At 72.1% G+C, this 11,870-nt stretch carries 10 protein-coding genes; 3 read left to right on the top strand and 7 right to left on the bottom strand.

Annotated elements, in window-relative coordinates; translation table 11 throughout:
- Window positions 1–12: 12 nt before the first annotated feature.
- From A3Q37_RS18255 to A3Q37_RS18235, 5 genes are read right to left on the bottom strand one after another with little or no spacing between them, the layout of a single operon-like run.
- Window positions 13–690: an HAD family phosphatase gene (locus tag A3Q37_RS18255; protein WP_065485763.1), complete on the bottom strand. Its 678-nt coding sequence runs from the start codon at window positions 688–690 to the stop codon at window positions 13–15.
- Complete coding sequence (locus tag A3Q37_RS18250; RefSeq protein ID WP_065485762.1) at window positions 687–1,865, bottom strand: ABC transporter ATP-binding protein; 1,179 nt, start codon at window positions 1,863–1,865, stop codon at window positions 687–689. The genes A3Q37_RS18255 and A3Q37_RS18250 overlap by 4 nt, the downstream gene beginning before the upstream one ends.
- A 6-nt stretch (window positions 1,866–1,871) precedes the next feature.
- Entirely contained in the window at window positions 1,872–2,873 is a 1,002-nt protein-coding gene (locus tag A3Q37_RS18245) for an ABC transporter permease (RefSeq protein ID WP_065485761.1), read from the bottom strand.
- Window positions 2,861–3,775, bottom strand: a complete 915-nt coding sequence (locus A3Q37_RS18240) for an ABC transporter permease subunit (protein WP_065485759.1) — start codon at window positions 3,773–3,775, stop codon at window positions 2,861–2,863. Before A3Q37_RS18240 ends, A3Q37_RS18245 begins: the two co-directional genes overlap by 13 nt.
- Window positions 3,775–4,953, bottom strand: a complete 1,179-nt coding sequence (locus A3Q37_RS18235) for an ABC transporter substrate-binding protein (RefSeq protein ID WP_065485756.1) — start codon at window positions 4,951–4,953, stop codon at window positions 3,775–3,777. The genes A3Q37_RS18240 and A3Q37_RS18235 overlap by 1 nt, the downstream gene beginning before the upstream one ends.
- 261 nt (window positions 4,954–5,214) lie before the next feature.
- On the opposite strand from A3Q37_RS18235, the gene A3Q37_RS18230 reads away from it, so the two are divergent.
- Complete coding sequence (locus tag A3Q37_RS18230) at window positions 5,215–5,970, top strand: GntR family transcriptional regulator (protein WP_065485893.1); 756 nt, start codon at window positions 5,215–5,217, stop codon at window positions 5,968–5,970.
- Window positions 5,971–6,069: 99 nt separating this feature from the next.
- Here A3Q37_RS18230 and dusB read toward each other — a convergent pair whose 3' ends face one another.
- The gene (gene dusB / locus A3Q37_RS18225; protein ID WP_065485751.1) at window positions 6,070–7,218 is read right to left on the bottom strand and encodes a tRNA dihydrouridine synthase DusB; all 1,149 of its coding nucleotides are present in this window, start codon (window positions 7,216–7,218) and stop codon (window positions 6,070–6,072) included.
- Window positions 7,219–7,811: 593 nt separating this feature from the next.
- Between dusB and A3Q37_RS18215 the strand changes: the two genes are divergently transcribed.
- Both A3Q37_RS18215 and A3Q37_RS18210 read left to right on the top strand, forming a co-directional pair.
- Window positions 7,812–8,549: a class I SAM-dependent methyltransferase gene (locus A3Q37_RS18215; RefSeq protein ID WP_065485745.1), complete on the top strand. Its 738-nt coding sequence runs from the start codon at window positions 7,812–7,814 to the stop codon at window positions 8,547–8,549.
- 52 nt (window positions 8,550–8,601) lie between these two features.
- Entirely contained in the window at window positions 8,602–9,135 is a 534-nt protein-coding gene (locus A3Q37_RS18210; protein ID WP_065485743.1) for a pyridoxamine 5'-phosphate oxidase family protein, read from the top strand.
- Between the two features lie 222 nt (window positions 9,136–9,357).
- Here the strand turns inward: A3Q37_RS18210 and A3Q37_RS18205 are convergent, their stop codons facing one another.
- Window positions 9,358–11,751 carry a ricin-type beta-trefoil lectin domain protein gene (locus A3Q37_RS18205; protein WP_255311851.1) on the bottom strand — a complete coding sequence of 798 codons (2,394 nt, stop codon included), beginning with the start codon at window positions 11,749–11,751 and terminating at the stop codon, window positions 9,358–9,360.
- Window positions 11,752–11,870 lie beyond the last annotated feature (119 nt).

Raw genomic sequence — 11,870 nt, 5'->3', positions numbered from 1 at the left:
GGACCCCGGATTTCAGGATCCGGACGCCCGGGGACGCCTCAGGCAGTCGCTGAGCACCCCGAGATCCACCTCTTCCAGGCTACGGGCGAAGGTCCTCCCCCGCGCGGGATCGACCGGCAGCAGCGAGGGCACCACCAGCACGGCACACCCCGCGGCGTGCGCGGATGCCGCGCCGTCCGGGGAGTCCTCGACGGCGACGCAGGCCGAGGCCGGGACCCCGAACCGGGTCGCGGCCGCCATGTACGGATCGGGATGCGGCTTGGTCCGTACGGTGTCGTCGGCCGAGAGCGTGAAGGCGAAGGCGGCCTTGGCCAGCGCCCCCGCCACCACCGCGTCCACGACGCTCCGGGGTGAGGCGCTGACCAGGGCGAACGGCACCCGGTGCCGCTCCAGTGCGGTCAGCAGGGCGGCGGCCCCGGGGCGCAGCGGGGCGCCCGCGTCGACCTTGCGCTGGAAGGAGCCGGTCAGCTCGGCGGCGACGGCGGGCAGCCTGTCCGCCGTTCCGCCCGTCACCGCGATCAGATGAGCGGCGGTGTCCGCGACGGCCCGGCCGACGACTTCGGGCGCGTCCGCGTCGGTGAGCCGGTGGCCGAGCCCGGCGGCGACCTCGCGGGCCGTCTCCCACCAGAGCACCTCGGTGTCGACGAGGGTGCCGTCCATGTCGAACAGCACGGCGGCGGGCGCGCTCATGCCGTCGCCGCCTTCCCGGCCGGCTCGTCCGTCACGGGGACGGCCGGGACGACCAGCACCGGGCGCGGTACGGGCGTGACCCGGGCACGTACGCCGGGCAGCAGGTCGGCGGCGTCCCGGGACGGCAGGTCGGCCTTGACCGCCACGCCGTCCGGGAGGTCGAGCAGGACCCGGGTGACCGAGCCGAGGAACGACGCGGAGACGACGGTGGCCGTGCCCTCGGGGTCGGCCTCGACGCGGACGCCCTCGGGCCGGATCAGCACCTCGACGGGCCCGCTGCCCGCCGGGACCTCGCCGTCGGCGGGCAGCACCGGCAGGGTGCAGCCGGCGACCTCGACGGAACCGGTGCCGGTCAGGCGGCCCGGCAGCCGGTTCATGGTGCCGACGAACTCGGCGACGAACGCGGTGGCGGGGCGTTCGTACAGCTCGGCCGGGGGCGCGCACTGCTCCAGGCGGCCCGCGTTGAGGACGGCGACCCGGTCGGCCATGGAGAGGGCCTCCTCCTGGTCGTGGGTGACGAAGATGGTGGTGATCCCGAGCGAGAGCTGAAGGCGGCGGATCTCCTCGCGGAGGGTGAGCCGGACCTTGGCGTCGAGCGCCGAGAGCGGCTCGTCCAGCAGCAGCACCCGGGGGCGCAGGGCGAGCGCGCGGGCCAGGGCGACGCGCTGCTGCTGGCCGCCGGACATCTGGTGCGGGAAGCGGCCGCCGTGGTCGGGCAGCCCGACCAGGTCGAGGAGTTCGGCGGCGGTGGCGTGCCGCTCGGCGGCGGACACCTTCCGTACGCGCAGACCGAAGGCCACGTTGTCGCGGGCGTTCAGGTGCGGGAAGAGGCTGTAGGACTGGAAGACCATGCCGGCGTCGCGCCGGTTGGCGGGGATACGGGTGATGTCCTCGCCGTCGACCAGGACCTCGCCGGAGTCCGGCTGCTCGAACCCGGCGAGCACCCGCAGCGCGGTGGTCTTGCCGCAGCCGGAGGGGCCGAGGAGGGCGAGCAGTTCACCGGGTTCGGCGGTGAGGTCGAGCCCGTCGAGGGCGACGGTCGGGCCGAACGCCCGGCGCAGCGAGCGGAACTCCACCCGGGCTCCGGCGGCGGCCGGCGCGCCCCCGGCGGCCCGCGCCGGATCGGGCAGGCGGTCGGCGGTGGCGGTGGTGGGCGGGACGGGCAGGGCGGACATGGGCGGCTACTCCTTGCCGGGTACGGGGGTGGGGGCGGCGGACGCGGTGATGGCGGGTCCGGAGGCGGCTCCTGAAGCGGCGGCTCCGGAGGCGGCGGCTCCCGATGCGGAACCGGCGGCCGGGACACCGGCGGACGGGCCGCTTCCGGCGCGGGAGAGGACGAGCAGCAGGGCCCAGGTGATCAGCAGGGAGAGCAGGGACACCGCGACCGACATCCGGGCCTCGGCGCCGGAGACGGAGACGATCCACACCGCGAACGGGCGGAAGCCCAGCAGCGAGGCGACGGTGTACTCGCCGAGCACCAGCGCCAGGGTGAGGAAGGAGGCCCCGGCGAGCGAGGAGCGCAGGTTGGGCAGGATGACGCGGAGGATCACGTACAGCCGTCCGGCCCCGCAGTTCCGGGCCGCCTCCACCAGCGTCGGCACGTCGACCGCGCGGAGCCCCGCGTCCAGCGAGCGGTGCACGAACGGCAGCGCCAGCACGGTGTAGGCGAGGACCAGCACCACCGGGAACGACTCGTTCTGCACGGCGAGGAAGGTCTGGTAGAGCGGGGTGCGGGAGAAGTGGTCGGGCCCCCAGCGCAGCACGGTGGCGATCCCGGTGACCAGCGCGATCGGCGGCACCACCAGCGGCAGCATGCAGACGATCTCGACGACGGCGCGCAGCCGGGGCGGCCCGAGCCGGACCGCGACGAGGGCGGGCACGACGAGCAGCAGGGCGAGCGCGATCGTGGCTGCGGCGAGGGAGAGCGAGAGGAACAGGCTCTCGGTGAAGCCGTCGGCCGACAGGATCCCGCTGTACGCGGCGAAGGTGAGGCCCTGCCCCGGGACGTGGACGGTGAAGACGAACGAGGAGATCAGCGGGGTGAGGAAGTACAGCCCGGCGACGGTGAGCACGGCCCCGCGCCAGTAACGGGGCCGGCGGCGCCGGACCGTAACGGGCACGGCTCCCGTGGAAACAGGGTCCGTGGAGGCGGGGTCCGTGGAGAGGGGGGTCAGCGCAGCCATCGGGAACTCCGTCGCTGGAGGGGCAGGTAGACCGCCATCACCAGTCCGGCGATCACGATCATGTCGAGGCTCAGCGCCAGGGCCACGTTCTCCTGGCCGACCAGGACGTTGCCCGAGAGCGCGTCGGCGATCTTCAGGGTGACCAGCGGGACGGAGCCGCCGACCAGGGCGGCGGCCGTGGCGTGGGCGGCGAAGGCGCTGCCGAAGAGCAGGACGAACCCGCCGAGCAGCGAGGGCGCGAGGACCGGCAGGCCGACGTGGCGCCAGAACTGCCAGGTGGAGGCCCCGGTGCTGAGCGCGGCCTCCCGCCACTGCGGGCGCAGCCCGTCGAGCGCGGGGACGACGACGAGGACCATGAGCGGGACGAGGAAGTAGAGGTAGATGACGGTGAGCCCGGTGAAGGAGTAGAGGTTCCAGCCGAGGGCGTCCAGGTGCCCGAGCTCCGTGACGACCCCGGAGATGCCGAGGGTGGCGACGAAGGCGAAGGCGAGCGGGATCCCGCCGAAGTTGGCGAGGACCCCGGAGGCGGTGAGGACCGCGCCGCGCAGGGCGCCGCGCCGGGAGGTGACGACGGCCTGGGCGATCAGCACCCCGAGCACGGTGGCGAGCGCCGCGGTCAGCGCGGAGAGCTGGACGCTGCCGGTGAGCGAGGTGAGGTAGGGCCCCTGGAGCGAGCGCGCGAGATGGTCACCGGTGAACTCGGTGGTCCCGGCGACCGGATCGGTGCGGGTGACGGCCCCGTACAGGAGGGCGCCGGCGGGCAGTCCGAAGCAGAGTCCGGCGAAGACGAGCAGCGGGAGCGCGCCGAGCCAGACGCGGGACGGGCGGCGGCGGACACGGCCGCCGCCCTGCGCGGCGGCCGCCCCGGGACCCGGGGCGGCGGACGGGTGCGGGACGGTCATCAGGAGACGGCCTTGTCCCAGTTCTCGGCGAGCGTGGCGTTGGCCTTGTCCAGCTCGTCGGAGGAGGGGAACGACGGGGTGCCCTCGACCTTGGGCAGCTTGGCGACGAAGCCCTTGTCTGCGGTGCCGTCCTCGGTCATGGCGGGCAGCAGCACGGGGCGGGCGTACCCCTTGAGCCAGAGGTTCTGGCCCTCGGCGCTGTAGAGGTACTCCATCCAGAGGCGGGCGGCGGCCGGGTGCGGGGCGTCCTTGTTGATGGCCTGCGAGTAGAACTGGGCGTACACGCCGTCGGCCGGCACAGAGACCTTCCAGTCGACGCCCTTGCCCTTGAACTGGTCGGCGTACCCGGCGTTCAGGTAGTCCCAGTCGATGCTGATGGGCGTCTCGCCCTTCTCGACGGTGGCCGGGGTGGACTCGACGGGGATGAAGTTGCCGCTCTTCTTCAGCTTGCCGAAGAAGTCGATGCCGGGCTGGATGTCGCCGAACGAGCCCTTGTTGGCGAGGGCGGCCGCGTACACGCCGCCGAACGCGGAGCCGGACTTGGTCGGGTTGCCGTTGAGAGCGACCTTGCCCTTGTACTCGGGCTTGAGCAGGTCCGCGAAGGTCTCGGGGCAGTTCTTGATGCGGGCGGCGTCGCAGCCGATGGAGACGTAGCCGCCGTAGTCGTTGTACCAGCGGCCGTCGGCCTCCTTCTGGCTGTCGGGGATCTTGTCCCAGGCGGTGACCTTGTACGGGGCGAAGAGGTTCTCGGCGGCGCCGCTGCGGGCGAAGGCGATGCCGAGGTCGAGGACGTCGGGGGCGCGCTTCTGGCCCTTGCGGGACTTGACGGCGGCTATCTCGTCGGAGCTGGAGGCGTCCGGGGTCTCGCTCTTGATCTTCACCTTGTACTTGGCCTGGAAGGCCTTGATGATCTCGCCGTAGTTCGCCCAGTCCGGCGGCAGGGCGATGACGTTCAGCTCGCCCTCCTTCTCGGCGGCGGCGACCAGCTTCTCCATCCCGCCGAAGTCGGCGACCGAGGTGGCCTCGGTGGACTTCACCCCGTTCACTCCGGTGGCGGCCTTCTCCTCGGGCGCGGCGCCGCACGCGGTGAGAGCGGTGAGGGCGGCGGTGGAGAGGGCGAGAGCGGCAACGGCACGGCCGGTGGCGCGTGTACGGGGGCGGGGTCGGGCTCTGTGCACGGTGTGTCTCCCGGGTGCGAAGTGAGGGCCACTTGTTCATACAAGCTGGCATCAGTTCGCCCGGCTCAGGTGTCCGGGGAGTTAACGTCCGATGACCGGTGCCGCAAGAGCCGAGGAAGAGGAAAGCCGGTGATATCGGGGTTGTGGTAGATACGGAAGCCGTGCGGGGCGGCGTACGGAGGGAGGGTTAAGCTGAGACCAGATCCATGCCCCGGACACGCACCTGTGCACAGCTCGGGGGTACTGACCGACGGGGGGCGCGTGGGCCGTTCACGCTACGAGGAGATCGCCGAGTCGCTGCGGCAGGCGATCCGGAGCGGCGTCCACCCGCCGGGCTCCCGGCTGCCGTCCGAGAGCGACCTCGCCGCACGGTGGGAGGCCTCGCGCGGCACGGTCCGCCAGGCGGTGGCGCTGCTGGCGTCCGAGGGCCTGATCGGCTCCCGGCAGGGGGCACGCAGGGTGGTCCTGCGCCAGGAGCGCCGGCAGAGCTTCGAGCAGCTCAACAGCTTCGCGCAGTGGGCGCGGGCGATGGGCTGCGAGGTCTCCAGCCGCATCCTGACCCGCACGACGCGCCCCGCGACCGACGAGGAGGCGGCCCGCCTGGACACCGAGCCGGGCGCCGAGATCCTGTACGTACTGCGGCTGCGGCACCTGGACGGCGAGCCGGTGATGGTGGAGCGGACGGTGTACGCGGACTGGGTGGCCCCGGTGGTCCGCGCGCTGCCCGAGGACTGCGTCTCGATCATGGACAGCATCGCGGAACACGCGGACATCGTGGCGCACTACGGCGAGCACCTGATCGACGCGGTGGCGGCGGGCAGCGAGGACGCCCGGCTGCTACGGATCCGCCGGGCGAGCCCGCTGCTGCGCCAGCGCCACCTGACGTACACGGCGGCGGGCCGGGCCATCGAGTGGACGGACGACCGCTACCGGGCGGGCAGCGTGGTCTTCAACGTGATGAACAGCGCGTCGGCGGCACCGTTGGAGCGGCGGGCGGGGCCGGGGGTGGCGGGGTGAGCCCGGGCCTTCGGTGGTTCAGCCCCGGGAGCGTACGGCAGGGGGATCGGGCCGCCGGGGCCCGTGACCCAGTGGCCCGGTGTGGCGTACGGGACCGCTTCAGCCGCCGGAGGTGTCCAGCTCGGCGTCGGCGCTGACGCCGGCGCAGTCGTACGGGTCCTTGAGCCAGCCGTCCGGGAGGACGACCCGGTTGTTGCCGGAGGTCCGGCCGCGGGGCCCGTCGGCGCCGTCGGGCCAGGGCTGGTCGAGGTCCAGCTCGTGCAGCTGGCCGCCCAGCTCCTCCAGCGAGGAGGTGATGGCGAGCTTCTTGCGCATCTCGGAGCCGACCGCGAAGCCCTTCAGATACCAGGCGACGTGCTTACGAAAGTCGATGACGCCCCGCGCCTCGTCGCCGATCCACTCCCCCAGCAGCGTCGCGTGGCGCACCATGACATCCGCGACCTCGCGCAGGGTGGGCGCGTGCCGCTCCGTACGTCCCTCCATGGCGCTGACCAGATCGGCGAAGAGCCAGGGCCGCCCGAGGCATCCGCGCCCGACGACGACCCCGTCGCACCCGGTCTCGCGCATCATCCGCAGGGCGTCGTCGGCACACCAGATGTCCCCATTCCCGAGAACGGGAATCTCCGGGACGTGCTCCTTGAGCCGGGCGATGGCGTCCCAGTCGGCGGTGCCGCCGTAGTGCTGGGCGGTGGTGCGCCCGTGCAGGGCGACGGCGGTCACGCCCTCCTCGACGGCGATGCGCCCGGCGTCGAGGAACGTGAGGTGGTCGTCGTCGATGCCCTTGCGCATCTTGATGGTGACGGGGAGGTCCCCGGCGCCCGAGACGGCTTCCCGGAGGATCGCCCGCAGCAGGGGCCGCTTGTACGGGAGCGCGGAGCCGCCGCCCTTGCGGGTGACCTTGGGAACGGGGCACCCGAAGTTGAGGTCGATGTGGTCGGCGAGATCCTCGTCCACGATCATGCGGACGGCCTTGCCGACGGTGACCGGGTCCACTCCGTACAGCTGGATCGAGCGCGGGGTCTCGGTCGCGTCGAAGTGGATGAGCTGCATGGTCTTCTCGTTGCGCTCGACCAGCGCCCGCGTGGTGATCATCTCGCTGACGAACAGCCCCTTGCCCGCGGAGAACTCCCGGCACAGCGTCCGGAAGGGGGCGTTGGTGATACCGGCCATCGGGGCCAGCACGACCGGCGGCTGCACGGTGTGCGGGCCGATACGGAGCTGCGGGAGGGCGGGGGCGAGCGTGGTCATTGCTCCATTGTCGCGTACGCCGGACGGGTGGCGGGCCGGGCGGGCCCGGCGGGGCGGAGCCAGGACGCAGGAGTGGGCCGCGGAGGTGGCGGCAAGGCGATCTCCACCTGGGGGCTCGCGGCCTTCGCCGGGTACGCCCTGATCATCGGGATCGTCGGCGGCCACCCCTTCCCTTCGAAAAGATCAAGCAGCTCGGGGCCTCCGCCGAGCGCTGAGAGCAGGAGGGGCACCATCCATGAGGGCCCGAGACGGATTATTCCCGCGCCTGGCCCTCACGTATGCGCGCTTTGCCTCTGCCGGTAGGCGTTGCTCGTGAACGTGCCGGTGACGGTGGTGGGCCTGATCCTGGCGGTCCGCGCGGTCCGCGCGGTCCCGGAGACCCGCTCCCCCGTGGACGTACAGGTACCCTGCTCCTGGCTCCCAGAGTTCACAAACCGTCTCGGGGCCGTGGCGTACCTCCGGGAGCGGCTGAGATCGCCATCCCCGTCCGGCCCGGCTCGGGACGCGCCGGTCGAGCGGGAGGCCGAGCAACTGGGCCACCCCACCAACCGGTGAGGCACAAGGCACACGAGACGCCGGGACGGGACAGACGCATGCTCGACTACGACGACGAGGCCCGGCACTACGACGCGACCCGAGGCGGGGAGCCGAGGGCCCGGGCCGCGGCGGACGCGGTGGAGCGGCTGCTGCCGCAAGGGCCTTGCGTGGTCCTGGACATCGCGTGCGGCACGGGCATCGTGACCGAGCGGCTGCCGCGTCCGGAGCGGACGGTGGTCGGTGTCGACCGTTCACCGGGGATGCTGGGCCTCGCCGCACGCCGGTTGCCGGGAGGCGTCGTACGCGGCGACGCCACGGCACTGCCCTTCGCGTCGAGGGCGGTGGACGCCGTCGTGATCGTATGGCTGCTGCATCTGCTCCCGGACCCGACGCCCGTACTGACCGAGGCGGCCAGGGTGCTGCGGCCCGGCGGGGTGCTGATCACCACGGTCGACAAGAACGACGCGTACTTCGTCGAGGACAGCGACATCGCCCAGGTCACGGCGGACCTGCGCCGCGCGTACGCGCCCCGGGTGCCCGACCGGTCCGCCTGGGTGCTCGACCGGGCGGCGGAGCTGGGGCTGAGAGTGGCCGGCCGGACGGTGTTCCCCGGTACGGGACAGGGCCGCAGCCCCCGCAGATGGCGCGAGGCGATCGACGCGGGCCACATCTCCTGGTGCACGCACGCACCCCAGGACCGGGTGGCCGAGGTGCGTCGACGGCTCGCCGCACTACCGGGCCAGGACACGGCCCGCCCGGACCCGCAGTACCGTCTCGTTGCCTTGAAGTCGTAACGCGGCAGGGGCAGATGGAGAGCGCCGCGATCCGGGCATGAGACACTCGCCCATGCCTGTGACCAACCCGTGGCTGGCCGGACCGGCGCCGAAGAGGCGGCTCGATCGCGAGCGGCTGGAAGAACGCATTCTCAACCTGCTGTCGACGCAGAACATGTGCGTGCTCGCGACGGCAGGACCGGAAGGCCCCCTCGCGACGCCGGTGCGCTACTACCACCTCGACTTCGCGGTGATGTTCAGCACCGCCCCCGGTTCCCCGAAGATGCGGAACCTCGCCGCCGACCCCCGCGTGTCGGTGGGAATCTTCGCCCCGCTCGTCGGGCAGGCCAGCAGCCGAGGGGCTCAACTCTTCGGGCGGGCCCGTGTGCTGGCCGAGGACGACCCCGACTTCGCGCACTACTGGCCGGCGTTCCGCTGGCAGTCCGATCACGTCGAGCGGTCCCGTTCGCTGGACGAGCCTCAGTCGGGTCCGCTGGTCGTGATCGAGGCCGAGCGGATCGTCTACACGGAGCACTGGCTGCGGCGCGAGGGCTTCTCGCCGCGCCAGTTCTGGACTCGTACGCCCCAGTCACCCCGTACGTCCTAGTCGTCCCGTCCGCCACCAGGGATACGGAGCACTGCGCCCAGGACCAGCGCCGCGCTGCCGGCCAGGCCGAGCCCCTTGCCCGCCCCTGTTCGAGCGCGCTCGCCAACTGTCGCACGTACGGACGTATGCGCGGACGTGTGCGCGGACGGGTGCGCGGACGTGTGCGCGGACGTTCCGGGAAGCCGGAGCTCCCCGGAACGTCCGCTTCAGTGCCGTGCCGCCTCAGTCGCAGTGTTCGCTCTGCGGCGGAGTGTCCGACGTACGCGGGACGAGGTAGGTGTCCACGCCGTTCGTGCCGTTCTTGGCGTACGAGACGTTGTGGCCGGGGACGGTCCACTTGTGGCCGTCCAGGGTGATCCTCCAGTACCCGATCGTCTCGCGCAGGACCGGTGAGATCTCCACCCAGCCGAACTGCTTCGGCGGCACGGGGGTCTGTACCTGTTCGGTCTTGGTGCTCTCCTGCAACCAGGTGAAGTTCAGGCTGAACTCAGTCGACAGGAACTCGATCGAGACGCCCACGGTCCGGCCGAAGGAGAACTGCGTGCCGGTCGTGTGCGCCCAGCTGATGTAGTACTGCGCGTCCCGGTCGGGGCTCTGGTTGTAGAGCACCTGACCGGCCACGCACCCCCCGGCGGCCTGGTACGCCTTCGGTGTCTCCAGCTCGACGAACTCGCACGTGTTGGTTTCCGGGTCCTCGGCGCACCGCTTGGCGGCCTGCTGGAGGACGATGTCCAGAACGCCGGGCGCGGTGGCCGTCACCTCCCCCGGAATCAGGGACTTGTTGCCGAACCGCCAGGTGTTGTGGTCGTTCTTCGCTTCGGTGTCGCAGTCGATCAGCTCCACCTTCCTCGCGGTGTGCGGCCAGACGTCCTCCGCCAGCGCGGTCAGACAGCCGTCGGGGTCCGCGCGGTGGCGCAGGCGGAACGTGGACGCGGTGTCCTTCCCGGCGTCGGAGCCCTTCGGCAGCACCGGCTCGATGTACCACATCTGCTCCTTCCGCTCCGGATCGCACGGGGCGATCACGAGGTGGTAGGGCGAGACGAGGTCGTCGTCCTCGTCGAGGCACCTGTCCTTGGTCTGGTTGACGATGGTGACCGCGCCGCGCGGGTCGTCCGTCCTCTTCAACGCCCACTTCTGCCCCGGCTGGTTGCGCTGCGGGTCGCGGGTGACGTTGCTGTCGGGCTTGAGCGAGTTCTCCAGGCCCAGGACCAGACCCAGGTCGGCGTTCTCGATGTTCAGGCACTCCAGCGAGCCGGGACCGGAGCACGGGCCCTCGCCGACCGGGGAGAGGTCGGCCCAGTCGAGCCAGACGTCCTCGCGGCTGCCGTCGCCCGTACCGGCGGACAGCCGGGACCGCTGGTGGAGCGTGGTCGTGCCCCTGCCGATGGCGAACACGTCGAACGCGGTGGTCGTGCCCTGCGGCGCGGAGCGCACCGCGACGGAGTCGACCTTCTGGTCCCCGAGGGGCTTCCAGCCGGCGGCCCAGATCCCGTTCGGGGCGGCCTGGGTGGAGGAGCTGGTCTGCGTCCGGTAGGCGACGTAACCGTCGGCGTTGATGCTGTGGACGGCGAGGCGGCCGTCGCTGTGGGCGATGACGACGGGCCGGCCGGGTGTGGCGGGGCCGATCCGCTGTGCGCTGTCCGTGGCCCAGGTCCCGGTCGGGTTCTGCGCCGTGCCGGGCGCGGACTGGGTGACGGTCCAGAGCCCGTTCTCGCCGCGGTTGCCGAAGACCTGGAGGAACGTGCCCTTCTTACGGTTGTTGAGGGCCACGGAGACGTTGCCGGTGTACCCGGTCCCGATCTCCTGCCAGGGCGCCCAGTTGTTCTCGGGCAGCAGATCGTCGGGCGTGCCCGGGGCCTTCTGCGCCGTCACGCGCAGGCGCCCGTCGGACTTGCGGGCGAAGACGCTGATGCGGCCGTTCCCCGCGACCGCGGCGGTCGGGTTGCCGCTCCACTCGCCCGGCAGCGCCTCCCAGCCGCTCCAGCTCGTCCCGTTGGGCGCCTTCTGGACGCGGTGCCAGATCCGGTTGTCGGCCCCTCGGACGAAGAGTTCCAGCCGCCCGTCGGTGTTGCCCCGGACGACCCCTTCCTTGTTCGGGGCGGGGCTGCTGTACGTGTTGTCGTTGGCGACGACGGCCGGGGCTCCGGCGGCGGTGGTGCCCGGAGGGGTCCCGAGGTCGCTCCACTCGCTCCACGCCCCGTCGGCCTGCTGTCTCTGGTACCAGAGGCGCCCGCTGTCACGCCGTACGAACACGACGGTCCGCTTGTTGAGGTTGCGGGCGGTCACCGGGTCACCGGCGGCCTTGCCGCCCGTGCTCTCCCAGGCGCTCCAGGTGTTCTTGTCCGGGTTGTGGGCGCGCCGGTGGACGATGCCGTCCGCACCGCGTACGAGGACCAGTGCCCCGCCGTTCGTCCCGGTGGCCACGACCGGGCCTCCGGTGGAAGCGGCGGCGGCCGGAGCGGTGGGGGCGGCCGGGGCTACGGGTGCCGCCGGGGCCGCATCGGCCGGTGCTTCGCCGAGCGGGACCAGCGCTCCCACGAGCAGAGCCGTCGCGACGAGTAACGCTCGGCGGGCCCGCATGCCCCGAAGCCGGGGCCGATTGAGCTTTTCAGCCATCAAATGCCTCCATGGAGGATTCTTTCGGTGAAACCACGCAGATGGGCGTGGCAGAGCGACTTTATGGTCATTCCGCTGGGCGTGGGGGCGGTTCCACCGATTCGGCGCGGTACGCATGA

This window comes from Streptomyces sp. PTY087I2, from assembly GCF_001687325.1.
Lineage (GTDB): Bacteria > Actinomycetota > Actinomycetes > Streptomycetales > Streptomycetaceae > Streptomyces.
The sequence above is the reverse complement of the archived record's forward strand: the minus strand, read 5'-3'. Positions and strand labels throughout refer to the sequence as shown.